The organism is Micromonospora sp. NPDC047738, from assembly GCF_040642675.1.
GTDB lineage: Bacteria > Actinomycetota > Actinomycetes > Mycobacteriales > Micromonosporaceae > Micromonospora.
Genome location: NZ_JBEYSO010000017.1, coordinates 23,561 through 47,646, shown reverse-complemented (window position 1 = coordinate 47,646; position 24,086 = coordinate 23,561). Strand labels below are relative to the sequence as shown.

21 protein-coding genes are annotated in these 24,086 nt (G+C 73.7%); 12 read left to right on the top strand and 9 right to left on the bottom strand.

Features of this window, described 5'->3' with window-relative positions:
- The first annotated feature begins 269 nt into the window (after positions 1 to 269).
- From ABZ783_RS24020 to ABZ783_RS24010, 3 genes are all read left to right on the top strand, one after another.
- Positions 270 to 1,058, top strand: coding sequence for a L,D-transpeptidase family protein (locus tag ABZ783_RS24020; protein ID WP_357441904.1), 789 nt, complete (start codon positions 270 to 272; stop codon positions 1,056 to 1,058).
- Positions 1,059 to 1,168: 110 nt separating this feature from the next.
- On the top strand, positions 1,169 to 2,101 hold the full coding sequence (locus tag ABZ783_RS24015; protein ID WP_357441903.1) for a rhomboid family intramembrane serine protease: 933 nt from the start codon (positions 1,169 to 1,171) through the stop codon (positions 2,099 to 2,101).
- A gap of 69 nt (positions 2,102 to 2,170) precedes the next feature.
- Positions 2,171 to 2,845, top strand: coding sequence for a hypothetical protein (locus ABZ783_RS24010; RefSeq protein ID WP_357441902.1), 675 nt, complete (start codon positions 2,171 to 2,173; stop codon positions 2,843 to 2,845).
- 60 nt (positions 2,846 to 2,905) lie between these two features.
- On the opposite strand, the gene ABZ783_RS24005 is transcribed toward ABZ783_RS24010, so the two are convergent.
- From ABZ783_RS24005 to ABZ783_RS23995, 3 genes are all read right to left on the bottom strand, one after another.
- Complete coding sequence (locus tag ABZ783_RS24005; RefSeq protein ID WP_073836709.1) at positions 2,906 to 3,178, bottom strand: hypothetical protein; 273 nt, start codon at positions 3,176 to 3,178, stop codon at positions 2,906 to 2,908.
- Between the two features lie 46 nt (positions 3,179 to 3,224).
- On the bottom strand, positions 3,225 to 3,659 hold the full coding sequence (locus ABZ783_RS24000; RefSeq protein WP_357441900.1) for a hypothetical protein: 435 nt from the start codon (positions 3,657 to 3,659) through the stop codon (positions 3,225 to 3,227).
- Positions 3,660 to 3,844: 185 nt separating this feature from the next.
- Entirely contained in the window at positions 3,845 to 4,549 is a 705-nt protein-coding gene (locus tag ABZ783_RS23995) for a VOC family protein (RefSeq protein WP_357441899.1), read from the bottom strand.
- Positions 4,550 to 4,878: 329 nt separating this feature from the next.
- Here ABZ783_RS23995 and ABZ783_RS23990 point away from each other — a divergent pair, with 329 nt between their 5' ends.
- Genes ABZ783_RS23990 through ugpC form a run of 4 tightly spaced genes read left to right on the top strand, consistent with a single transcriptional unit; the run spans position 4,879 to position 9,265 of the window.
- Positions 4,879 to 6,168 (top strand): ABC transporter substrate-binding protein, encoded by a 1,290-nt coding sequence (locus ABZ783_RS23990; RefSeq protein WP_357441897.1) that lies wholly within the window; start codon positions 4,879 to 4,881, stop codon positions 6,166 to 6,168.
- Positions 6,169 to 6,211: 43 nt separating this feature from the next.
- Positions 6,212 to 7,207 carry a sugar ABC transporter permease gene (locus ABZ783_RS23985; RefSeq protein WP_357441895.1) on the top strand — a complete coding sequence of 332 codons (996 nt, stop codon included), beginning with the start codon at positions 6,212 to 6,214 and terminating at the stop codon, positions 7,205 to 7,207.
- Between the two features lies 1 nt (position 7,208).
- A complete protein-coding gene (locus tag ABZ783_RS23980) occupies positions 7,209 to 8,045 on the top strand; it encodes a carbohydrate ABC transporter permease (RefSeq protein WP_357441894.1) in 837 nt (278 codons plus the stop codon).
- Between the two features lie 11 nt (positions 8,046 to 8,056).
- Entirely contained in the window at positions 8,057 to 9,265 is a 1,209-nt protein-coding gene (ugpC, locus tag ABZ783_RS23975; RefSeq protein ID WP_357441892.1) for a sn-glycerol-3-phosphate ABC transporter ATP-binding protein UgpC, read from the top strand.
- Between the two features lie 40 nt (positions 9,266 to 9,305).
- On the opposite strand, the gene ABZ783_RS23970 is transcribed toward ugpC, so the two are convergent.
- From ABZ783_RS23970 to ABZ783_RS23960, 3 genes are read right to left on the bottom strand one after another with little or no spacing between them, the layout of a single operon-like run.
- Positions 9,306 to 11,405, bottom strand: a complete 2,100-nt coding sequence (locus tag ABZ783_RS23970) for a xanthine dehydrogenase family protein molybdopterin-binding subunit (RefSeq protein WP_357441890.1) — start codon at positions 11,403 to 11,405, stop codon at positions 9,306 to 9,308.
- Positions 11,402 to 12,394: a xanthine dehydrogenase family protein subunit M gene (locus ABZ783_RS23965; RefSeq protein WP_357441888.1), complete on the bottom strand. Its 993-nt coding sequence runs from the start codon at positions 12,392 to 12,394 to the stop codon at positions 11,402 to 11,404. The genes ABZ783_RS23970 and ABZ783_RS23965 overlap by 4 nt, the downstream gene beginning before the upstream one ends.
- Complete coding sequence (locus ABZ783_RS23960) at positions 12,391 to 12,888, bottom strand: 2Fe-2S iron-sulfur cluster-binding protein (protein WP_357441999.1); 498 nt, start codon at positions 12,886 to 12,888, stop codon at positions 12,391 to 12,393. Before ABZ783_RS23960 ends, ABZ783_RS23965 begins: the two co-directional genes overlap by 4 nt.
- Before the next feature lie 132 nt (positions 12,889 to 13,020).
- Between ABZ783_RS23960 and ABZ783_RS23955 the strand changes: the two genes are divergently transcribed.
- Positions 13,021 to 14,124, top strand: coding sequence for an XdhC family protein (locus ABZ783_RS23955; RefSeq protein ID WP_357441886.1), 1,104 nt, complete (start codon positions 13,021 to 13,023; stop codon positions 14,122 to 14,124).
- A complete protein-coding gene (locus ABZ783_RS23950; protein ID WP_357441884.1) occupies positions 14,121 to 14,702 on the top strand; it encodes an NTP transferase domain-containing protein in 582 nt (193 codons plus the stop codon). The genes ABZ783_RS23955 and ABZ783_RS23950 overlap by 4 nt, the downstream gene beginning before the upstream one ends.
- Positions 14,703 to 14,759: 57 nt before the next feature.
- Here ABZ783_RS23950 and ABZ783_RS23945 read toward each other — a convergent pair whose 3' ends face one another.
- Positions 14,760 to 15,857: a winged helix DNA-binding domain-containing protein gene (locus tag ABZ783_RS23945; RefSeq protein WP_357441882.1), complete on the bottom strand. Its 1,098-nt coding sequence runs from the start codon at positions 15,855 to 15,857 to the stop codon at positions 14,760 to 14,762.
- 109 nt (positions 15,858 to 15,966) lie between these two features.
- Positions 15,967 to 16,692 carry a YsnF/AvaK domain-containing protein gene (locus ABZ783_RS23940; protein ID WP_357441880.1) on the bottom strand — a complete coding sequence of 242 codons (726 nt, stop codon included), beginning with the start codon at positions 16,690 to 16,692 and terminating at the stop codon, positions 15,967 to 15,969.
- Positions 16,693 to 17,063: 371 nt separating this feature from the next.
- Between ABZ783_RS23940 and wrbA the strand changes: the two genes are divergently transcribed.
- Positions 17,064 to 17,681 carry an NAD(P)H:quinone oxidoreductase gene (gene wrbA / locus ABZ783_RS23935; RefSeq protein WP_357441879.1) on the top strand — a complete coding sequence of 206 codons (618 nt, stop codon included), beginning with the start codon at positions 17,064 to 17,066 and terminating at the stop codon, positions 17,679 to 17,681.
- 61 nt (positions 17,682 to 17,742) lie between these two features.
- Here wrbA and ABZ783_RS23930 read toward each other — a convergent pair whose 3' ends face one another.
- A complete protein-coding gene (locus ABZ783_RS23930; protein ID WP_357441878.1) occupies positions 17,743 to 19,680 on the bottom strand; it encodes a chorismate-binding protein in 1,938 nt (645 codons plus the stop codon).
- A 263-nt stretch (positions 19,681 to 19,943) separates the two neighbouring features.
- Here ABZ783_RS23930 and ABZ783_RS23925 point away from each other — a divergent pair, with 263 nt between their 5' ends.
- Together ABZ783_RS23925 and ABZ783_RS23920 are read left to right on the top strand one after the other, a co-directional pair.
- Entirely contained in the window at positions 19,944 to 21,347 is a 1,404-nt protein-coding gene (locus tag ABZ783_RS23925; RefSeq protein WP_357441877.1) for an FGGY family carbohydrate kinase, read from the top strand.
- A 105-nt stretch (positions 21,348 to 21,452) separates the two neighbouring features.
- Positions 21,453 to 24,083, top strand: coding sequence for a nitrate- and nitrite sensing domain-containing protein (locus tag ABZ783_RS23920; RefSeq protein WP_357441875.1), 2,631 nt, complete (start codon positions 21,453 to 21,455; stop codon positions 24,081 to 24,083).
- The last annotated feature ends 3 nt before the right edge of the window (positions 24,084 to 24,086 follow it).

The window sequence follows — 24,086 nt, the reverse complement described above, 5'->3', positions numbered from 1 at the left end:
TGGGCACCGTGGAGCTGAGTGCAGGCGGGCCGGCTCGCCGTGTTGAGCCCGGCGTGGGCGTCGTGCCACGCCCGCCGCGCTCGCAACGGCGAATTCCGCTACCACGCCGGACGGCTGGGGGTCAGGACCGGGGAGTTGCGGACCCGGTCCTGACCCACCCCGGCCTCTCCCCGCGCGTCTCCCGTCTCCGGCGCCCCGCTAGCAGATTGTGCGAAAAGTCGCGCTTCACGGGACTGTGCGGATAAGCGCGAAGTGCGATGATCCCCCGAATGAAGCGGAGATCTCTGTTCATCGGTGCGGCGGCCGGCGTGACGGCACCCGTGCTCGCCGCCGGCGCGACCCCCGCGGCCGCCCGCCCCCGGGCTGCCACGGCCACCAGCGGCACCGCCGTGCCCGGTCCGAAGCGCCAGTGGCCGGTCGCCCCGGACAACAAGGCCGCCCGCCTGACCACCCTGCCGTCCACCACGCAGCAGGTCATCATCGTCACGGGGAACAGCTACACCACCACCTACGCCACGTTGGAGACGTTCCAGCGGATCCGCGGCGTCTGGACCCCGATCTCCGCGCCGCTGGCCGCCCGGATCGGCAGCAACGGCTTCAGCGACAACCACCTCGAGGGCGTGCCCAACACGCCGACCGGCGTCTACTCCATCGGCCCGACGATGTACGGCATCGCGGCCAACCCGGGCGTCAGCTACCCCTACCACCGGCTGGTCACCAACGACTGGTGGAACGAGAACCCGGATTCGCCGGCCTACAACACTTTCCAGCACACGGCCACCAACCCCGGCGGCTACAGCGAGGCCCTCTGGCGGGAGACGCCGGCCTACACGCACTTCGCCGTGATCACGTACAACATGGCCCCGAACGTCGCCACGCCCGTGCCCGGCGCCGGCAGCGGGATCTTCCTGCACGAGTTCAGCAAGACACCGTCCGGCCCCACCGCCGGCTGCGTCAGCCTCTCGCACGGCGACCTGGTGAGCGTGCTCACCTGGCTGAAGCCCGAACTCATGCCCCGCATCGTGCTCTGCCCCGCGCAGAACCTCAGCCAATACTGAACCGCCCCGCGGACGGCTACGCTGACCGTCCACCCAGAGCCTCCGGCCGCACGCGGCCGGAGGCTTTGCGGCACGCCGGCCCACGAACCACCCGGGGGACCACCCAGCTCATGGACACGATCAGCACCGGCCAGCCCTCCGGCGGCGAGGCGACCACCACCTGCTACCGGCACCCCAAGCGGGAGACGCTGCTGAGCTGCACCCGCTGCGACCGCCCCATCTGCCCCGACTGCCTGCGCGAGGCGCCGGTGGGGCACCGCTGCCCGGAGTGCGTACGCGACGAGAACCGCACAGTCCGCCGGGCCCGCACGGTCTTCGGCGGCCGGGTGGCCGCCCGACCCGTGGTGACGTACGTGCTCATCGGGCTCAACGTGCTGGCCTACCTGGCCGAGCTGGTCCACCCGGCGATCCTCGACCAGTTCGACAGCCTGGGCACCGGGCTGGTCGACGACGCCGGCCAGCGGTACGTCGACGACGGCGGCGCCTACGACGGATACCAGCTGATCGGCATCGCGCACGGCGAGTGGTACCGCCTGATCACCTCCGCCTTCCTGCACCAGCTGCCCACCCAGGGCATCCTCGGCATCCTGCACATCGTGTTCAACATGTACTGGCTCTGGGTGCTCGGCCGGGTCATCGAGGAGCGGCTGGGCGCCGTGCGCTTCCTCGCCGTCTACCTGCTCGCCGCGCTCGGCGGATCGGTCCTGGGCTTCCTGGTCTCCCCGCACCAGGCCGCCGTCGGCGCCTCCGGCGCGGTGTACGGGCTGGCCGGCTGCTACTTCGTCCTGACCCGGCGGCTGCACCACCACCCGATCGACCCCAACCGGGTGATCATCCCGTTCCTGATCTGGATGGTGGTCTCCGCCGGCTGGACCTCCTGGGAGGGGCACCTTGGTGGCCTACTGGCCGGCGGGGTCGCCGCCGTCGGGCTGGCGTACGCGCCGGCGAAGCGGCGAGCCGTCGTGCAGGTGTCGGTGGCCGTCGGGCTCGCCGTGCTGCTCGTCGCGCTGGTCGTCATGAAGTCGCTCGCCCTCACCACCTGACGGCAGCTCGGGCTGAGGTCAGGGCGATCGGCTCTGGTGGGACACCACCGGCCGGAGTGACACTGAGCCATGAGACTTCAGCGCGTACCACTGCTTGCCAGCGTGGTCGTGCTGCTCGCGGCGGCCTGCTCGACGACCGACCACGACGGCGCGGCCCCGCCGACCTCGACGGCCCCCATGACCGCCGTCACCACGCCGGCCACGACGGCCCCCGCCACCGCCGCGCCATCCGCAGCCGGAGGTTGGCGGGTGACGTACGGGTGGGCGGTGCCCTCCGCGCCGGCCCGGGTGGCACACACCGTCAAGGTGCCGGTCACCCCCGCGCCGGGGGAGCCGCTGCCCGTGCTGGTGCAGATCCAGGTCGGTGACCACCCGGCCGAGGGGTTCAGCCGGATCAGCTTCGCCTTCCGCGGCCCCACGCCGTCCTACCAGGCCGGATACGTCGCACAGGTGGAGTCCGACGGCACCGGCACACCGGTGAGCCTGCCCGGCGACACCTTCCTCTCCGTGCGCTTCGACCCGGCCCAGGCACATGACCGCAGTGGCCGGAGCACGGTGCACGCGCCGCCGCCGGCCATCGGCTACCCGACGCTGCGCGGCTGGGCGGCCGCCGGAGACTTCGAGGGGCACCTGAGCTTCGGCCTCGGGGTGCGGACCTCGAGCGAGCCGCTGCCGGTGCGACTGGGCGAGTCGACCCGGCCCGACGGCACCCACGTCGTCTCAGTGGACGTGCGGCGCGGTTGACCGCGGTGGGCGGCACCGCCCGCGCGGGCCGGAGGGCGACCCGGTCGGCTGCCGGGTGCCTCAGGCCGCGCCGCGGACGATGGCCACGGCCACCCGGCAGAACTCGTCCATGTCGGGCTGGAAGCCGGCCGCGATGTCCGGGTGCAGGCCGGCGCGGGTCTCGTCGAGCAGCCGGCGGCACACCTCCTCGACGGGTTCGCCCGCGTAGCCGGCGCGGACCCGCTCGGTGGCCGCCTGCAGGGCCGAGGTCAGCTGATCCTCCAGCGGGCCACGCAGCTTCTGCTGCACCGGGTCGAGCCCGCTCGGGTCGAGCGTGACGTGTGGCTCCGACATGCTGCTCCCTTCGTCGGCGTCCGCGGTACCCCGCCGCGGTCGTCGGTCAAACCACCGCCGGTACGGCGGCCACCCGGACCTGGTACGAGAAGTCCTCGGCCGGCTCCTCCGCGTACGACAGCCGGCGGATCTGCCGGTCGTCGGCGTAGAGGGCGACGTCGACCAGCACCCCGAGGTGGGCCAGGCCGATGTTCGCCACCCGCTTCTTGTCCTGCAGCACCGCGCAGACCCCGCCCAACAGTGTGCTGGCGTCGGAGGTGCGGTGCCCGGGCGGGCAGCGCAGGGTCAGGTCCACCTCGACCGGGCCGGCGAGCGGCGTCCAACCGGTGTGCTGGGCCGCCTCGCAGGCGGCCTGGAGCAGAGCGCGGACTCTCGCCGCCTGCCGGTGCCCGGCGGCGAAGATGGACAGGGCCTCGGTCTTGACCGGGGGCAGGCCGCTCACCTCGAACGTCAGGGCGAGAGCGCGGGTGGTGTCCTGCACGACGGACCTCCTCGGTTGGGACGATCCTGCCCAACCGGTGGTGCCGCAGAGGCGAGTTCGCGCGAGAACCAACCGAAAGGGCGGGCTGGGGTCGGCCGGAGGCGTATCGACGTCGACGGCGAACGCGCTGGCTGCGGAGCTATGAGAACGCTAGTCGACCGGGCGAACGCTGGGTAGCTCGCCGCTCACTGGTTGGGACGCGGGGCGAAGGCACAGAACTCGTTCCCCTCCGGGTCCGCCAGAACCCACCACCGGGTGGTGTCGGTGGGCTCGCGCAGCAGGGTGGCGCCGGCCGCGATCAGCGCGGTGGGGTCCGGGCCGGTCAGGTCGACGTCCCAGTGCACCCGGTTCTTCACCCGCTTGCGCTCGGGCACCGGGTCGAAGACCCAGTGGTCCCAGGGGAAGCCGGCCGCCCCCACCACCGAGGTGGCGCCCTCCTCGGTGGTGGCCACCCGGCCGCCGACCACGCCGGCCCACCAGCCGGCCTGGGCCGCCGGGTCGGCGCTGTCGACCACCAGCTCGAAGACGCCGGGCCGGGCGCCCTCGCGGGGCCGGAAGGCGCAGAACTGGTTGCCTTCCGGGTCGGCCAGCACCCACCAGCTGATCTCGGCGTCCGGCTCACGGACCAGCCGTGCGCCGGCGGCCAGCAGCGCGGTCGGCTCCGGCTCGGCGAGGCGCAGGTCCAGGTGGACCCGGGTCTTGCCGGTACGCGGCTCGGGCACGGTGTTGACCCAGATCGACTCGGCCTTCGAGGCGGCTGCCCGGGGGTCGATCCGGGTGTCGCCGTCGCCGGTGTCGATCAGGTCCGCGTCGAGGACGCCGGCCCAGAAGGCACCGAGCCGGTGGGCGTCCGCGGCGTCCATGCAGAGGTCCTTGAAGCGCGCGATCATGCCTCCACTATGCCGCCCGGCTCCGACACCCGGCTGCTCGCGCGTGCTCCGGCGGTCCGCCCAGATTGCCGGGAAGTGCGCGTCGGACGGCCGGACTTGCGTCCATCGGATCGGACCGGGGCCCGGTGACGTGACCTGGCCCACAGCCCAGCCCTGTGGTGGGCGTCGCGTGACGGTCAGGTTTCGCGCCGTGGCAGGTCGGGCACTGTCAGGCGCACGAAACGCCTGGGGCCGGGGCGGATCTGCCGCCGACCGCGCCCCCGACCGTCTCGCCGTGCGCCGGGGCACGGGCGACTTCCCCGGCCTTCGCCGACGAAAGGGGGAGGGCGATGACGACACACCCCGGCGACGCCGCGGACCGGCGGCGGCCACGCAGGCGTGCGGCGGCGGCAGCCGCCGCGCTGGCGTTGGTGGCGCCGTTGGCCGCCTGCAGTTCCGGTGGTGACGGCGGTACGCCGACGATCAACCTGTACTACCCGCCGGAGCAGAACCTGCAGAAGGTGGTCGACGACTGCAACGCCCAGGCGCAGGGGCGTTACCGGATCGTCTACCGGGTGCTGCCGCGGCAGGCCGACGACCAGCGGGTGCAGATGGTGCGTCGGCTGGCCGCGCAGGACAGCGGGATGGACGTGCTCGGCCTCGACGTCACCTGGACCCAGGAGTTCGCCAGCGCGCACTGGATCCGGGAGTGGACCGGCCAGGACAAGGCGGAGGCGGAGCAGGGCACCCTGGCCGGCCCGCTGGACACCGCCCGCTACGAGGGCAAGCTCTACGCGGCGCCGAAGAACACCAACGTGCAGCTGCTGTGGTATCGCACCGATCTGGTGCCGGAGCCGCCGAAGACGTGGGACGAGATGATCTCCGCCGCGCAGCGGCTGAAGGAGCAGGGCCAGCCGTACCAGGTGCTCACCATGGGCGCCCAGTACGAGGGTCTGGTCGTCCTCTACAACACCCTCGCGGAGAGCGCCGGCGGGAAGATTCTCAGCGACGACGGCAAGCGGGCGGTGATGGACGAGGGCACCGTCAGGGCCCTCGACCAGCTGCGGAAGCTGGCCACGTCGGGGGTGACGTCGCCGTCGTTCACCAACGCCACGGAGGACCCGGTACGGCTGGAGTTCCAGTCCGGCGGTGGCGCCTTCGAGGTCAACTGGCCCTTCGTCTATCCGGCGATGCAGGAGGCGGCGCCGGACATGGCGAAGAAGGTGAAGTGGGCGCGGGTGCCGGGCATCGAGGCGAACACCCCGAGCAAGGTCACCATCGGCGGCGTCAACATGGCGGTCAGCACCTACTCGAAGCACCCGAAGGAGTCCTTCGAGGCCGCCAGGTGCATCCGCAATCCGGAGCACCAGAAGTTCTCCGCGGTCAACGACGGCGTGCCGCCGACCATCGAGAAGGTCTACGAGGACCCGGAGATGGACAAGGCGTACCCGATGAAGGAGACCATCCTGGAGGAGCTGAAGGAGCCGGCGGTCCGGCCGCTGACCCCGGCGTACCAGAGCATCTCCACGGTGATGTCGGCGATGCTGTCGCCGCCGTCGGGGATCCGGCCCGAGCAGACCGCCGACGAGTTGCGCAAGGCCATCGCCGACGCCCTCGAGTCGAAGGGGGTACTGCCGTGAGCGAGATCCACCCGCAGCGGGCCGACCGTCCGGAGGTGACGGCATGAGTGTGAACGCCACTCCCACCGGCGCGGACGTCGCCGCCGAGGCCGAACGCGGCCCCGGGCGGCACGCCGCGGTGCCGGCGCAGCGGACCCGGCGCGGGACGAAGGCCCCGCTGAGCGAGAACAAGCGGGCCGAGCGGCGCCTTGGCTGGCTGCTCTGCGCGCCGGCCGCGCTGGTCATGCTGCTGGTCACCGCCTACCCGATCCTCTACTCGGTCTGGTTGTCCCTGCAGCGCTTCGACCTGCGCTTCCCCGACCAGCGCGAGTTTGTCGGGCTGGACAACTACGTGACCGTGCTGGGCAACCAGTTCTGGTGGACCGCGTTCGGGGTGACCGCCCTGATCACCGTGGTGACCGTCGCGGTGGAACTGGTGCTCGGCATGGGCCTCGCGTTGATCATGCACCGGACGCTGGTCGGCCGGGGCATCGTCCGCACCGCGGCGCTGATCCCGTACGGGATCGTCACGGTGGTCGCGGCGTTCTCCTGGCGGTACGCCTGGACGCCGGGCACCGGCTACCTGGCGAACCTGTTCGACGGCAGCGCGCCGCTGACCGAGCGGGCCAGCTCGCTGGCGATCATCATGCTGGCGGAGATCTGGAAGACCACGCCGTTCATGGCGCTGCTGCTGATGGCCGGCCTGGCGCTGGTGCCGGAGGACCTGCTCAAGGCCGCGTCCACCGACGGTGCGACGGCCTGGCAGCGGTTCACCAAGGTGATGCTGCCGGTGATGAAGCCGGCGATCCTGGTCGCCCTGCTGTTCCGCACCCTGGACGCGTTCCGGGTCTTCGACAACATCTTCATCCTGACCGCGGGCGGTAACGAGACGTCGTCGGTGTCGATGCTCGCCTACAACAACCTGATCCGGGGGTTGAACCTGGGCATCGGCTCGACGATGTCGGTGCTGATCTTCATCACCGTGGCGATCATCGCGTTCGTCTTCGTGAAGTTGTTCGGCACCGCTGCCCCGGGCAGCGACGACGGGGAGAGGCGTTGACATGGCCACCGAAACCACCATGCGGGCGAGGCTGCGCTGGGGTCTGCTGGACGTCCTCGTCGTCGTCTTCGCGTTGATCCCGGTGCTCTGGATCGCCTCGCTGTCGTTCAAGACCCCGGCGACGCTCACCGACGGGAAGTTCATCCCGCGGGAGTGGACGCTGGACAACTACCGGACGATCTTCGCCACCGACCAGTTCGTCCGGGCTCTGGTCAACTCGATCGGCATCGCGCTGATCGCCACCCTGATCGCGGTGGTGCTGGGGGCGATGGCCGCGTACGCGGTCTCCCGGCTGGACTTCCCCGGCAAGCGGCTGCTGATCGGGGTGTCTCTGCTGATCGCGATGTTCCCGCAGGTGTCGCTGGTCTCGCCGCTGTTCGAGATCGAGCGGCAGCTCGGCCTCTTCGACACCTGGCCGGGGCTGATCCTGCCGTACATCACCTTCGCGCTGCCGTTGGCGATCTACACGCTGTCGGCGTTCTTCAAGCAGATCCCTTGGGATCTGGAGAAGGCGGCGAAGATGGACGGCGCCACCCAGGGTCAGGCGTTCCGGCGGGTGATCGCGCCGCTGGCCGCGCCGGGGCTGTTCACCACGGCCATCCTGGTTTTCATCTTCTGCTGGAACGACTTCCTGTTCGCCATCTCGCTGACCTCCACCGAGCGGTCCCGCACGGTGCCGGCCGCGTTGTCGTTCTTCACCGGCGCGTCGCAGTTCGAGGATCCCACCGGGGCGATCTGCGCCGCCGCCGTGGTGATCACCGTTCCGATCATCCTGTTCGTGCTCTTCTTCCAGCGCCGCATCGTCTCCGGCCTGACCTCCGGCGCAGTCAAGGGATAGGTGGTGTTGTCATGGCTGACATCGTGCTGGACAAGGTGAGCAAGCGGTTCCCGGACGGGACCGTGGCGGTGCGGGACGTCGACCTGGAGATTGCCGACGGCGAGTTCGTGATCCTGGTCGGCCCCTCCGGCTGCGGGAAGTCGACCACGCTCAACATGATCGCCGGGTTGGAGGACATCAGCTCCGGTGAGCTGCGTATCGCGGGGGAGCGGGTCAACGACCGGGCTCCGCGGGACCGGGACATCGCCATGGTGTTCCAGTCGTACGCGCTGTACCCGAACATGACGGTCCGGGAGAACATGGCCTTCCCGCTGCGGCTGGCGAAGCTGGACCGGGAGAGCATCAACACCAAGGTTGAGGAGGCGGCGAAGGTCCTGGAGCTGACCCCGCTGCTGGACCGCAAGCCGGCCAACCTCTCCGGCGGCCAGCGGCAGCGGGTGGCGATGGGCCGGGCGATCGTCCGGCAGCCCAAGGCGTTCCTGATGGACGAGCCGTTGTCCAACCTGGACGCCAAGCTGCGGGTGCAGATGCGCACGGTGGTGTCCCGGCTGCAGAAGCAGCTCGGCACCACCACCGTCTACGTGACCCACGACCAGACCGAGGCGATGACCCTCGGCGACCGCGTGGTGATCATGCGGGGTGGCGCGGTGCAGCAGGTCGGCCCGCCCCAGGAGCTCTACGACCACCCACGCAACCTCTTCGTCGCCGGGTTCATCGGCTCGCCGTCGATGAACTTCCTGCCCGCCGCCGTCGAGGAGGGCCACCTGCGGACGGCGTTGGGTGATGTGCCGATCGGCAACCGGGTCCGCCATCAGTTGGCGGGCGGTGACGCGCCGCGGGAGCTGATCCTCGGTATCCGGCCCGAGCATTTCGAGGACGCCGAGTTGCTCGACGAGGAGACGCGCCGCCGGGGTCTGGAGTTCGAGGCGCCGGTGGAGATCGTCGAGTCGATGGGCTCCGACAAGTACGTGTACCTGACCGTTGAGGGGGAGCGGGCCAACTCCGCCGAGCTGGAGGAGTTGGCCGCCGACGCGGGCACCGGCGACTTCACCGGCACCGGTTCCAGCCTGGTCACCCGGCTGTCCGCCGAGTCGCCGGCCCGGGAGGGGGAGCACCGTCGGGTCTGGTTCAACCTGGAGAAGATCCACCTGTTCGACCCGTCCACCGGGCGGAACCTGACCCTGCACGAGGGCCGGGCGGCCGGCGCGCTCGCCGACTGAGGGACGCAGACTGAAGGGCCGGTGCCACGCCGCCGGCCCTTCAGTCTGCCGGCAGCCGGTCCAGCAGCTTGTCCAGCCGGATGGGCAGGTCCCGGACCCGTACGCCGGTGGCGTGGTGCACCGCGTTGGCGACGGCGGCGGCGCTGCCCACGATGCCGATCTCGCCGATCCCCTTCACCCCGGCCGGGTTCAGGTCAGGGTCTTCCTCCGGCAGCCAGTACGCCTCGATCCGCTCGACGTCCGCGCAGCCGCTGATGTGGTAGGTGGCGAGGTCGTGGTTGACCCAGTCGCCGTACCGCTCGTCGAGCAGGCCCTCCTCGTGCAGCGCCATCGACAGGCCCATGGTCATGCCACCGATGAGCTGGCTGCGGGCGGTGGTCGGGTTCACCACCCGGCCGACGGCGAACATGCCGAGCATCCGGTCCACCCGGACCTCGCCCGTGTCCGCGTCCACCCGCACTTGCACGAAGTGGGCTCCGTAGGCGTACCGGGCCAGCGGACGTTGGGCGCGGACCTCGTCGGCGGTGCTCACCTCGACGGTCAGCCCCTCGGCGGGTACCGCGGTGTCGCGGAGCCGCTGCCGCAGCTGCTCGCAGGTCCGGATCACCGCCCAGCCCCACGAGGCGGTGCCCATCGAACCGCCGGCCACCGGGGCCGGCGGCAGGTCGCTGTCGCCCACCCGGATGGCGACCCGGTCGGCGGGTACCGCCAGGGCGTCGGCGGCCAGCTGCCACAGCGCCGTCCGGGCGCCGGTGCCGATGTCGGTCGCGTTGACCCGTACCTCGAAGGTGCCGTCGGGTGCGGCGGTGGCCGTCGCGGCGGCGGCCCGGGACCGGGCCGGGTAGCTGGAGCCGGCCACCCCGGTGCCGATCAGCCACCGCCCGAGTCGCCGGACCCCCGGCGTCGGGTCGCGGTCGGCCCAGTCGAACCGGCGGGCCCCCTCGCGGAGGCAGGCGACCAGGTTGCGGCTGCTGAACGGCTGCCCGCTGTCCGGGTCGACGGTCGCGTCGTTGCGGACCCGCAGCTCGACCGGGTCGACGCCGCACGCGGTGGCCAGCTCGTCCAGCGCCGACTCCAGCGCGTACGCGCCCGGGCACTCGCCGGGGGCGCGCATCCAGAACGGCGTCGGCACGTCCAGCCGGACCAGCCGGTGCGTGGTGCGCCGGTTGCGGCCGGCGTACATGCTGCGGGTGTAGACGGCGGTCTGCTCGGCGAATTCGTGCACCTTCGAGGTCTGGCTGATCGCGTCGTGGCAGACCGCGGCGATCCGCCCGTCGGCGTCCGCGCCGAGCCGGACCCGTTGGATGGTGGGGGTGCGGTATCCGATCGGGCCGAAGAGCTGCTGCCGGGTCAGCGCCAGCCGCACGGGCCGGCCCACCTGCCGGGCGGCGAGCGCGGCGAGCACCACCGGCGCCTTCGGGGCCCCCTTGCTGCCGAAGCCGCCACCGACGTGCTCGGCGATCACCCGGACCGCCTCCGGAGGCAGCCCGAACAGCTGTGCCAGGGTGGCCTGCACCGGGGTCGAGCCCTGGGTGGAGTCGTGCACCAGCAGCCGCCCGTCCCGCCAGCGGGCGGTGGTGGCGTGCGGCTCCATCGGGTTGTTGTGGTAAGCCGGGGTGCGGTAGGTGGCGTCCAGCTGGACCTCCGCGGCCGCGAAGGCGGCGTCGAAGTCCCCCTCCGCGGTGTCCGCGGGGTAGCCCGGGTTGACCTTGTCCGGGCGGTACAGGCCCGGGTGGTGTGCGGAGAGGACGGTGCTGTGCGCCTCGGTGTCGTAGTCGATCCGGACCAGCCGGGCGCCCTCCCGCGCCGCCTCGAGGGTCTCCGCCACCACCACGGCGACGAACTCCCCCCGGTAGTGCACGGTCGGCTCCTGCAGCAGGAACAGCGTGTCGTCCACGCCGGGCGCCAGCCGGGACGCGTTGCCGTGGTGCAGCACGTCCAGCACGCCCGGCACGGCCAGCGCCGGGGCCGCGTCGATCCGGCTGATCCGCCCGCGGGTGGCCGCCGCCGGCACCGCCCAGCCGTACGTGACGTCGTCCACCGGGTACTCCACCGCGTACCGGGCCACCCCGGTGACCTTGTCCCGGCCTTCCAGGCGGGGATGTTCCCGGCCCACCGCACCGACGGGTGGCGCGTTCATCGGGGTGCCGCCCCGGCCAGCGCGGTCAACGCCCGGACGGTGAGGTTGCGGATCAGCGGCACCTTGAACCCGTTGTGCGGCAGGGGACGGGCGGCGGCGAGTTCGGCGTCCGCGGCCCGGGCGGCCAGCTCGGCGGTGAACGGACGGCCGCGCAGCGCCTCCTCCGCCCGGTAGGCCCGCCACGGGCGGTGCGCGACCGCCCCGTACGCCAGCCGGACGTCGCGGACCGTGTCCCCGGCCAGGTCCAGCGCCGCGGCCACCGAGCCGACCGCGAACGCGAAGCTGGCCCGGTCGCGCACCTTGAGGTAGGTGCAGTGCCGGGCGAAGGGCAGCGGCGGGATCCTTACCCCGGTGATCAGCGCGCCGCGGGGGAGGCTGGTCTCCCGCTCGGGATGCTCGCCGGGCGTCCGGTGCAGTTCGACCAGGGGGATCTCCCGCGCGCCGCCCGGGTCGTACACCTCCACCACCGCGTCGAGGGCGACCAGGGCGACCGCCAGGTCCGACGGGTGGGTGGCCACGCACAGTTCGGACCAGCCGAGGATGGCCAGGTCCCGGTTCTGCCCGTGGCGCGCCGCGCAGCCGGTGCCGGGCTCCCGCTTGTTGCACGCCTTCCCGGTGTCCTGGAAGTAGACACAGCGGGTGCGTTGCAGCAGGTTCCCGGCGGTGGTGGCCATGTTGCGCAGCTGCCCGGAGGCGCCGGCGAGCAGCGCCCGGGAGAGCAACGGGTGGTCCCGCCGGACCATCGGGTCCGCGGCGAGGTCGCTGTTGCGCACGGTCGCGCCGATCCGCAGCCCGCCGTCCGGTAGGGCCTCCACCGTGTCCAGCGGCAGCCCGGTGACGTCGACCAGCAGGTCGGGGCGTTGCACCCCGAGTTTCATCAGGTCCACCAGGTTGGTCCCGCCGCCGAGGTACGCCGCCTCCGGCTCGCCGTCGAGCAGCGCGACCGCCTCGGTGACGTCGGCGGGCCGGTGGTAGCGGAAGGGCTTCACCGCGCCGCCGCCACGTCCCGGATCGCGGCCACGATGTGCGGGTACGCGGCGCAGCGGCACAGGTTGCCGCTCATCCGTTCCCGTACCTCCGCGTCGGTCAGCTCCACCGGTGCGGTGAGGTCCTCGGTCACCGCGCTGGGCCAGTCCTGGGCCACCTCGTCGAGCATCCCGCGGGCGGAGCAGAGCTGCCCGGGTGTGCAGTAGCCACACTGGAAGGCGTCGTGCGCGACGAACGCGGCCTGGAGCGGGGACAGGTCCGCCGGGCCGGCGAGTCCCTCCACGGTGACCACCGTCCGGCGGTCCAGGGTGACCGCCAGGATCAGGCAGCTCTTCACCCGCCGGCCGTCGAGCAGGACGGTGCACGAGCCGCACTGCCCGTGGTCGCAGCCCTTCTTGCTGCCGATCAGGGCGAGCCGCTCGCGCAGGGCGTCCAGCAGGGTGGTCCGGTTGTCCAGCGTCAGGTCGTGGTCGACGCCGTTGACGGTGAGCGTGATGCGGGACGACCGGTCGTCGTCCGCCGGTTTCCCGCTCTCCCGCCCGCTGCGCACCGCGCCAGACTACCGTTGACTACGACATCCAATGACAAATACGGGCAGAAGCCCGGAATTGGCGATCGGTGGAGCGGCATGCGCGAGGTCCTGGCCGCGGCCCACGACTGGCGGCGGCGACGGATCCCCTTCGGCCTGGCGACCGTGGTGGCCAGCAGCGCGGGCACCGTCACCGGCCCGGGCGACCTGCTCGCCGTCGACCCCACCGGCGACGTGCGCGGCGGCATCCCGGCCGGCTGCGTCGAGTCGGCGGTGCTCGACGCGACGGCGGAGACCCTGCGCACCGGCCGGACCCGGCTCGCCCGCTACCCGGTGGGCGGGGACGGCCCATGGCCGGCCCGGCCCGGCTGCGCCGGGACCGTCGAGGTGCTGCTGCGCCGGGTGACCGCGGACTGCCCCACGGCCCGCTCCCTCGCCGCGCTCGCCGGGCCCGACCCGGTCGCCGTGGCAACCGTGGTGGGCGGCCGGGCACCCTTCGCCGCCGAGCTGGTGATCCGGCCGGACCGGACCGAGGGCACGCTCGGCACCGCGGACCTGGACGACTGGGCCGTCGACCGGGCCGCCGGGCTCCCGGCCGGCGCCGTGGTGCTGGGCTACGGCGAGCGCCCCGGCGTGCGGGTGCTGTTCCAGGCGATGCCGGCCGCACCGCGGATGCTGCTGTTCGGCGCCACCGCCGTCGCCGCGGCGCTCGCCCGGATCGGCGCGGACCTCGGCTACCGGGTCGTCGCCTGCGACCCGCGACCCGCGTTCGCCACCGTCGCCCGGGTGCCCGACGCACACGAGGTGCACCGGGCCTGGCCACACCGCCTGCTGGCCGCCACCCCGGTCACCCTGGACACGGTGCTCTGCCTGCTCGGTCACGACCCTCGCTACGAGCTCCCGCTGCTGCGCGCGGCGCTGTCCACCCCGGCCGGCTACCTCGGCGTGCTCGGCAGCCGCGCGGCGCACGAGGCCCGCCTCACCCGCCTGCGCGCCGACGGGGTACCCGAGACCCAGCTGGCCCGGCTGCGCGCACCGGCCGGGCTGGACCTCGGCGGGCGCAGCCCGGCCGAGACGGCGCTGGCGATCGCCGCGGAGGTGGTGGCCTGGCGCCACGACGGCAGTAGCCGGCCGCTGTCCGGCCTGACCGGCCCGATCCACGCCGCCCACCCGGCCGGCCTGACCGAGGCGGCGGCGCGGTGACCGTGGCCGGGCTGGTGCTCGCCGCCGGGGCCGGACGCCGGCTCGGCCAGCCGAAGGCACTCCTCGACTGGCACGGTGAGCCGCTGCTCCGGCGCGCGGTCCGGCTGCTGCACCTCGGCGGTTGCGACCCGGTGCACGCGGTGGTCGGCGCGGGCGCCGGCCGGCTTCCCGCACTGCCCGGCGCGGTCCCGGTGGCCAACCCGCAGTGGCGCGACGGCCTCGGCGGCTCGCTGCTGCGCGGTCTGGACTCACTGCCGGACGTCGCCGACGCGGTCGTGGTGGTGCTCGTCGACCAGCCCTGGCTGACCCCGGCCGCGGTCCGCCGGGTACGCGCGGCGTACGCGGCCGGCGCTGTCGTCGCCGTGGCCGGCTACGCCGGCCGGCCCGGCCATCCGGTCCTGCTCAGCCGGGCCACCTGGCCGCTGGTCGTGCCGTACGCGACGGGGGACCGGGGTGCCCGTGACTTCCTGCGGGCCCGGGCCGACCTGGTGACCGTGGTGCCGTGCGACGGGTCACCGGCCGACGTGGACACCCCGGCGGACCTGGCCCGAGTGCATCCGCGGCCGTCCCTGCCCTGATCGCCGGGCGATGGTCTCCAGCAACTCCGCAAACCTCTGCCGATCCACGCTCGCTCCTCAGGTACGCAGGGGCAGGCCGAGGTAGCGGGCGTAGTCGGCCAGGGCGGACTCGACGCGGGAGCGCAGCGCGGCGTCGAACGGCGCCAGCGGCTGCACGGTCACCGAGACCGAGGCCTTCCCGACCGTCCGCTTCCACGTGCCGACCACCCGGCCGTCGCGGACCACCGTCGGCAGGAACACCCCGTTGTTGCCGGGGACCACGGCGGCGGCGTGCGCCGGGTCGAGCATCAGCGTGCGGTCCTTGAAGCCGAGTAGGTATTCGTCGAAGCCGAGCAGCGTGTGCACGTCGTCGACCGGCTCGCGGGGCGCGTCGAGGAGGGAGGCGTCGACCATCGCCTCGACACCGTCCACCGCTACCGGGGCCAGGGCGTCGCCGGCCACCGCGAAGCCCCGCCGTGCGTCGGTGACCGTCAGGCCGGTCCACCGGGCCAGCTCGTGCGGGGTGACCGGGCCGTGGCTGCGCACGTACCGCAGGGCGAGGACGCCGAGCGCCTCGTCGCGCTCCGGCCGGTGCGGGTCGGGCACCCACTCGTCGAGCAGGGCGAACGTCTGCTCGGTGCCGACGTGCGGGGCGATGCAGGTGACGCCGCGCTGGGCGGCGTACCAGAGCAGGTGGTAGCCCCGCTGCCCGGTGGTGTCGATGCCGGCGGCGCCGAGGGCGGCCAGGCACTGCGCACGGGTGAGGCGGCGGCCGCCGGCCAGGGCCGTGCCCAGCACGTCCACGGCCTGGTCCGCCTCGGCCTCGGTGAGCCCGAGCTGTGCCCGGCGGGTGGCGGCGCCGGCCAGCGTGCGGACGCCGGTCACCGCCAGCATCCAGTGGGCGTCGCGGGACGGCACCAGGTGGACCGTACCGCGCATCGGCCAGGTCCGCAGCGCCTCCCGCCGCTCCAGCGCCGCCCGCACGTCGGCCAGCGTGCGCCCGGGCAGGCGTACGCCGAGCGACCACAGGCCGCTCGCGTTGTCCTGGGCCTGCATCGCGCCGAACCACTCGACCACGCCGGCGACCCCGTCGGGGCGCGCCACCGGGTGCGGGCGCAGCAGCAGGCTGGTCATCCGCAGCGCCAGCGCCTCGGCGCCGGTGAGCCGTACGGGCACGCAGGCCTCCCGTCAGTGGTGGACGGCCAGCATAGGCGGCGGGTCCGACGTTTCCGCCGGACGCGACCGGGCGGGTGGGAGAGGCCCACCCGCCCGGGTCGCTCTCGTCTCACTCCTGCGGCCGGGCCTCCTCGGGCACGTCCGCCTCGACCACTTCCCGGCGGACCTGGGCGTGGGCGGGCCGCTGCTCGACGACCTGGTGGCTGGCCAGCCGGACCCGTTCGACCGGGACCCGTTCCTTGACCACCACCGGGCGTTCGGCGTGCAGCACCATCTCGCGCTGCTCCGTGTCGGTGCCCGCGGGCACGGTACCCCGGTCCGCCTCCGCGATCGGTTCCCGGACGAGGGTCGCCTCCTCGTGGGCGACCGGCACGGTGGTGTGCACGTTCTCGGTCACCACGCGCTTGCGGAGCCGGGCCGTGCCGGCCGGCACGGTCTCGGTGTCGAACCGGGCTTGTTCCTCGAACCGGGTCAGCTCCGGTGGCCCGGGCCGCTCCGGCCGTCCGGCCGCGCCCTCGGGCGGCAGCTGGTAGTGCCGGTGGAGCAGGGTCAGCTGGTCCGCGCCGAGCGGCTGGTCGGTGCCGGGCTCCACGGCGGGGGCGGTGCGGACGGTCGCCCGGTCGTACGGCACCCGCAGCCGGTCCGCCTGCCACTGGGCCGCCTGCAGCGGAGCCATCGACTCGCGGTGACCCGTGCCGGCGGTGCGCACGCTGACCCAGGTGGGCTCGCCTGCGGGGTTTGCCCAGACCTGGCCCACGGTGCCGATCGTCGCGCCCGAGCGGTCCTGGACGTCCTGCCCGTACAGCGAGCGGATCTGCGGTTCGGTGAGCCGCATGGTTCGTCCTCCCTCTCGTGGGTCACCGAGAGGATCCCCGTCGGCGGGGACGGCATGCCGGGGAATCGGGACGAATAGGAGGAGCAGGAGGAGAACACCTGATCGCGCTGCGCCAGCCGGCATGCCGGCGGAGCGCGATCCCCCGTTCAGGTGCCTCCGGGCGGTGGGACGCGGATCGGCACCGGTGCGAACAGGATCCCCGGAGTCCGGATTCCGGGCAGCCGTTCCGGTCCGAACTTGCGCAAATATTGAGGTTTGCTGACCGATCGACAGAGATGAATCAAGCCACGGAGGGTGCCACGGCAGTCGTTTGACGCCGCAACCAACGGGTAGTCCTCCGAGTTCGCCCGGAACCGAGGAGGAAACGTCTGATGGACGGCCACGTCAACGTCGCGGTGATCTATTACAGCGCGACCGGCATCACCTACCAGATGGCGCAGTCAGCGGTCGAGGCCGCGGGCGAGGCCGGTGCCGAGGTCCGCCTGCGCAAGGTGCGGGAGCTGGCGCCCGACGAGGCGATCCGCTCCAACTCGGGGTGGCAGGCGCACCACCTGGAGACGCAGGACGTGATGGAGGCGCAGCTCGACGACCTCTCCTGGGCCGATGTGGTGATCTTCGGCTCGCCCACCCGCTACGGGATGGTGGCCGCCCAGCTCAAGCAGTTCATCGACACCACCGGCCCGCTCTGGGCCCAGGGCATCCTGGCCAACAAGGTCTACTCGGCGTTCTGCTCCACGGCCACCTCGCACGGCGGTCAGGAGTCCACGCTGCTGGCGCTCTTCAACGTGTTCTACCACTGGGGTGGGGTGGTGGTGACCCCCGGCTACACCGACCCCAGCCAGTTCGTCGCGGGCAACCCGTACGGCGCCTCGCACACCAGCAACAACGGCGAGATCGCGCCGGACCACCTCGCGCTGGCGGCCACCGCGCTGACCGCCAAGCGGGCGATCCAGATCAGCGCCGCGCTGAAGCGGGGGATGGCCGGCTGAGCACGGGCGACCGGTGGCCGGGCAGGGGTTCGGACCCGTCCGGCCACCGGCCGCCGCAGTCCTACCCCCGGTCGGCCGGCGCATGCCCGGCGAGCGCGCGATGGTCGAGCAGGTGCGCGAGCAGTTCGGCGAGGATGACCATGCCGTCGCGGCTGAGTACCGACTCCGGGTGGAACTGCACGCCGGCGAAGCCGGGCCCGCGCAGCGCGTGCACCGCTCCGTCGGCCGGGTCCCGGGACAGCTCCACCGGGCCGTACGGGGTGGCGACCCGGTCCGCGCCGGCCCGGGCGGTGAAGCTGGAGTAGAAGCCGACCCGGCGGGTGGCGCCGAACACCGGCACGTCCCGCGGCACCCCCTGGTACGGCGCGTCCCGCCGGTGCAGCGGCAGCCCGAGCAGCCCGGCCAGCAGCTGGTGCCCGAGGCAGACGGCGAGGGTCGGTCGGCCGGCCGCCAGGAGCTGTGCCAGCAGCGCCCGCATCGTCGCCATCTTCGGCTCGGCGAGGTCGGTCGGGTCGCCGGGGCCGGGGCCCATCACCACCAGGTCGTACTCCCCGACCGGGCCGGGTTGCTGCCAGCCGCGGCGCGCCACGGCCAGGCCGAGGGCGCCGAGTTGGTGGGCGAGCATGCCGGTGAAGGTGTCCTCGCCGTCCACGATCAGCGCCCGCCGGCCGGCCAGCCCGGGCAGGAGCGTTGCCCCGGGGGTCCGCTGGTCCAGCCAGAACCGGGCCAGCGGCGCGTTGCGGGCGGCGAGTGCGGCGCGTACCTCGGGGTCGTCGGCGAGCGCGCGGGCCGGCGCGTCCGGGCCGGACTGAGCCGGGCGGGCCGCCGGCGCGTCGGGGCCGAGGCCGAGCGCGGCGAGCACCCCGGCTGCCTTGGCGTGGGTCTCGGCCACCTCACCGGCCGCGGTGGAGTGCCGGACCAGGGTCGCCCCGACCGGCACCCGCAGCTCGCCGGTGGGGGAGAGCTCCGCGGTGCGGATCAGGATGGGCGCGTCGAGGGTCTGCCGGCCCGCGGCGTCCCGGCCGAGCAGGGCGAGCACCCCGGCGTAGTAGCGGCGGCCGGTCCGCTCGTGCCGGGCGATCACCCGGCATGCGTTCTCCATCGGGCTGCCGGTGACCGTGGGCGCGAACATGGTCTCCCGCAGCACCTCCCGGACGTCGCGGGAACCCCGTCCGGCCAGCAGGTACTCGGTGTGTGCCAGGTGCGCCATCTCCTTGAGGTACGGCCCGACCACCTGCCCGCCGTGCTCGGCGACGGTGGCCATCATCTTCAGCTCCTCGTCGAGCACCATGTACAGCTCCTCGACCTCCTTCGGGTCGTGGAGGAAACGCAGCAGGGCGTCCCGGTCCGCCGCCGCGCCGGTGTGCCGGAACGTGCCGCTGATCGGGTTCATCATGACCAGACCGTCGTCCACGCTGACGTGCCGTTCCGGGCTCGCCCCGACCAGGGTCCGGGTGCCGGTGTGCACGACGAACGTCCAGTACGCGCCGCGTTCGCGCAGCAGCAGCCGGCGCAGCGCGGCCAGGGCCGCCGCCTGGGGATCGCCCTGCACGGTGGCCCGCAGGGTGCGGTGGATGACGAAGTTCGCGCCCTCGCCGCGGCCGATCTCCTCGGCGAGCACCCGGCCGACCGTGGCCGCGTATTCGGCGTCGGAGCTGTCGAAGCCGGCGTCGGTGGTGACCACCGGGGCGTCCGGCAGCGCGGCCAGCGCGTCGGCCAGGGGGATCTGCTGGTGCTCCCCGATGACCAGGCACTCCAGCGGCATCCCGTCGTCGACGCAGGCGAACCCCCGCTCGGTGATCTGCCGGTAGGGGACCAGGGCCAGCGTGCGCGGCCCGGGACCGCCGTCGGGCAGCGGGACGTCGGCGAGCCGCTCGGCGGTGCGTACCGTGCCGGTGAACAGGTCGAGATGGTCGGCGCCCGCGCGGCGGACGAGCGCGAACGGGCCGGGGTCGAGGCCGGCGGCGACGGCGGCGAGCGGGTCGTGCGGGCGGGTCATCGGGTCTCCTCGTGAGCCGGTGGCCGCCTGCGGGGCGACCCGGGATGCCGGGGAGAGACCGGCGGCCGCCTCGTCGGGCGGCCGCGTGGGAAAGCTACGCGCGGGGGTGGGCCGCCGGGTCGGCGGGCCACCAGCAGGACAGGAGCGCGGGCATGGCGATCACTCTACGCGCCCGGGCGGCCCCCCGGAAGCCGATCGCCGCTGCGGACCTGCCGCGCGGATCTTGGCTTCGCGGCCGTCCCCGACGGGTAGGTTGTCCCGCGATGACCATTCTCGCTCTCGACCTGGGCACCTCCTCCGTACGCGGGCTGGTGCTGGACGCCGACGCCGTCCCGCGCCCCGGCGCGCTGGCCCGGCGGCGGGTGCGGCTGACCACCGGCGAGGACGGCACCGGCACGCTGGACGGTGCCGGCTACCTCGCCCGCCTGGTCGAGTGCCTGGACGAACTGGCCGAGGGCGGCCACCTGCGGGACGTCGAGCTGGTCGCCGCCTCGGCGCAGTGGCACTCGGTGCTGCCGCTGGGCGCCGACGGGGAGCCGCTCGGCCCGGTGCTGACCTGGCTGGACACCCGGCCGGAGCCGGTCGCCGGCAGCGCCGGACCGACCGACCCCGCGGCCTTCCACCAGCGCACCGGCGGATGGTGGCACCGCTGCTACTGGACGGTGCGGCTGCCCTGGCTGCGGGCGCGGGCCGGCAGCCGGGTGACGCGGTTCGTCGGGCTGGTCGAGTACGTCCTCGACGCGTTGCTGACCGAGGCGCCGATGTCCGTGTCGATGGCTTCCGGCACCGGGATGCTCGACCTGGGCCGGATGGCGTGGGACGCCGAGGCGTGCACGCTGGCCGGCGTACGCCCCGCGGAGCTGCCGGCGCTGGCCCCGCAGCGGTGGCGCGGGCGGCTCCGCCCCGAGTGCGCCCGCCGCTGGCCGGACCTGGCCGAGGCCCGGTGGACCGCCCCGGTCGGCGACGGTGCGGCGTCCAACGTCGGGTCCGGCTGCGTCGACGAGTCCCGGGCGGCGGTGACCGTCGGCACCTCCGCGGCGGTACGCGTCGTCCGGGCCGTCCCCGCCGACGCGGCGCTGCCGCCGCTGCCCGACCAGCTCTGGCGCTACCGGGTGGACCACGAGCACGTGGTGACCGGCGCCGCCTACTCCAGTGGCGGGAACCTGTACGCGTGGGCCAACCGGGAGCTGCGGCTGCCCGAGGGCGCCGAACTGGAGGCGGCGCTGGCCCGCTCCACCCGGGACCTGCGGGTGCGGGCCAATCCCCGCTTCGGTGGGGACCGCCCGCCCGGCGTCGCCGCGGCCGGCTCCGGCGAGCTGCACGGGCTCAGCTTCGGCACCACCGCCGTCGATGTCCTCGCCGGGCTGATGACCGGCCTGTGCCGGCTGGTCGCCGACGACCTCGCCGTGCTCGAGTCCGATGTGGAACATCCGGTCGAGGTGGTGCTGGGCGGTGGTGCGATGGCCGCGTCCGCCTGGTGGCGCGGGGCGTTCGCCGACGCCCTGGCCCCACGTACGGTGCGCTTCCAACACAATCCGGAGGTCGGGGCGACCGGCGCCGCATTGGTGGCGCTCGGCCGGGTTACGGAGGCGGCGCGCGTCGGCGGTATCGGCCGGACGGACGAGGGGGGCCCGCCGAACACCGTAGGTGGTGCCCGGCCGCACTGACCATCCTGGTCGTGCGGCCGATCATCCCGTTGACAGAGCCCGCCGGCCTGGTTGGATGGACTCCGCTCCCCGTGCGACGGGAGTCGAGGGACCGAGGAGGCAAGCGTGGGCGCAGGTCCCGACCCGGCTCGCGGAACGGCCGCCCGCCCGGGCCGGAGCCGGCGCGACCGCGTGGTGCCCCACCGACGGCGCTCGGCGTTCCGGTTGCGGGACTGGCGGATCGGCACCAAGCTCGCGACGGTGCTGGTCATCCCCTCGCTGGCGTTTTTGGTGCTGGCCGGCGTGCAGACCCGGGGGCTGGCCGGGCAGACCAGCGCGCTGACCACCTTCGCCGAGCAGGTCGGCATCGGCCGGCAGATCACCGCAGTGGTGGACCGGCTGCAGCAGGAACGGGACCGCGCGGCCGGGGAACTGGCCGCGCTGCGCCGCGCCGGCACCGGCGCTGACCGGGACGCCGCCATCGCCGCGTTGAAGCCGTTGCAGGACGCCACCAACCAGGCGCTGTCCGAGCTGCGCCGGGCGGCTGAGCCGCTCGCCGGCACCGACGCCGCCTGGCGGGTCGCGTACTCGGAGGTCCTGGAGGCGTACGACCAGGTGGTCTACATCCGGGCCGCGATCCCGCCCGCGGTGCTCAGCAGCGACACCATCCTGAGCAACTACCACCGGGCCATCGGCGCCCTGCTCAACCTGCTGGCCGAACCGTCGCCCGGGGAGGGCCAGCAGGCGCTCACCGACGCGGTGCTGCGGTACGTGCAGCTGTCCCGGGTCAAGGAGTTCACCTCCCGGATCCGGGCCGAGCTCTACGCGGCCGCCCGGGCCGGCCGGTACGACGTCGACGACCAGGTCACCCTGACCGACCTGCGGGCCCAGCAGCTCACCGCCCTGGGCGCGTTCCGCCTGGCGGCGAGCACCGAGCAGGTCCGCCGCTATGACCTGGTGTCGGTGAATCCGGCGTTCGCGGCGGCCGCCCGGCTGGAGGAGCAGACCCTGCCCACCGGCACCGCCGAGCCGGCAGTGCTCTCCGCACCCGAGTGGTGGGCGGCCAGCGAACGCCGGCTGGAACTGCTCCGCCAACTCGAGGGTGAGGTCCTCGACGACGCGGTACGCCACGCCGACGGCGCACGCGCGCAGCAGCTGCGGGACACCCTACTGGTGGCGGGCGGCATCGTCGCGGTGCTGCTGGTCGCCGTGCTGATCTCCCTGCTGATCGGACGGTCCATCGCCCGGTCGATGCGCCTGCTACGCCGCGAGGCGCTGCGGATCGCGCAGGTGGAGCTGCCACACACCCTGCACCGGCTGCGCGCGGTCGACCGTCCAGTGGCGACGATCGAGGTGCCACCCACGGCGGTCCACTCCCGGGACGAGATCGGCGAGCTGGCGGAGGCGTTCGTGGCGGTGCACCGCAGCGCCGTCGACGTCGCGCTCGAGCAGGCGACGATGCGGCGCAACGTCAACGCCATGTTCGTCAACCTGGCCCGGCGCAGCCAGGTGCTGGTGGAGCGGCAACTGGAACTCCTCGACGAGCTGGAACGCGAGGAGAGCGACCCGGAGCAGCTGGAGAACCTGTTCAAGCTCGACCACCTCGCCGCCCGCATGCGGCGTAACGACGAGAGCCTGCTGGTGCTCGCCGGCATGGAGTCCAGCCGGCGGTGGAACCGGCCGGTCGGCCTGGGCGCGGTGCTGCTCGCGGCGAGCGCCGAGATCGAGCAGTACCAGCGGGTCCGCCACCGGTCCAGCGCCGCCCTGCACCTCGTCGGCCACGCGGTCGGGGACCTGGTCCACCTCTTCGCCGAGCTGCTGGAGAACGCCACCGCCTTCTCCCGGCCGGACACCGTCGTCCACGTCGTTGCCTGGAGCGACGGGACCGGCGCGGTGGTGCAGATCGTCGACCAGGGGCTCGGGATGAGCCCGACCGCGTTGGCCGAGGCGAACGCGCTGCTGGCCGAACCACCGGCCGCGGACGTGGCGGCCTCCGAGCGGATGGGCCTGTTCGTGGTCAGCCACCTCAGCGCCCGGCACGGCGTCGAGGTGAAGTTGCGCAGCGACCACGAGGGACTGGTGGCCCGGGTCCGGATCCCCGCCGACCTGCTGGCCCCGGCGCCCGAGCCCGAGCTGGACCAGCCCGCCGCGCCGCGGATGCTGACCCACCGCCTCGCCGCCCGGTCCCGGCTGTACGCCGCCGCCCCGCCGGCCGACCTGCCGCTGGCGGGACGCCGGCCGGAAATGCCCGTGCCCGAGCTGCCGGTGGCGGGCCGGTTCCCCGACTTCGCGGCCGAGCTGCCGGTGGCCGGCCGCCCGGCGATGCCGTCGGCGGGGATCCGCCCCGATCCACCGGCCCCGGCCGCGCCGGCGGTGCCGCGGCAGGCCCGCCCCGTGCCGGTCCGGGCCGAGGACGTGCTGACCCCGGCGGCCGGCTCGCCCGGCGGCGGCTGGTTCACCCGCCAGGGTCCGGCGTCCTCGGTGCTCGGCGTGACATCGCCGCCGGCCGCGACCCCGGTCACGGCCGGGATCAACGCGCGGGGCCTCCCGGTACGCGTGCCGATGGCCCAGCTCGGCGCGGTCAGCCAGCCCGCCCGCCCGCAGCAACCGGTGCCCCGCCACGAGCCCGACCCGGACGCGGTCGGCGGCATGCTGTCCCGCTTCTACGGCGGGCTGCGGCGGGCGGAGGCCGAGGAAACCATCCAGATGTACATGCCGCCCGCCGGCGTACGCAGCGAAGGAGGACAACGACCGTGACGA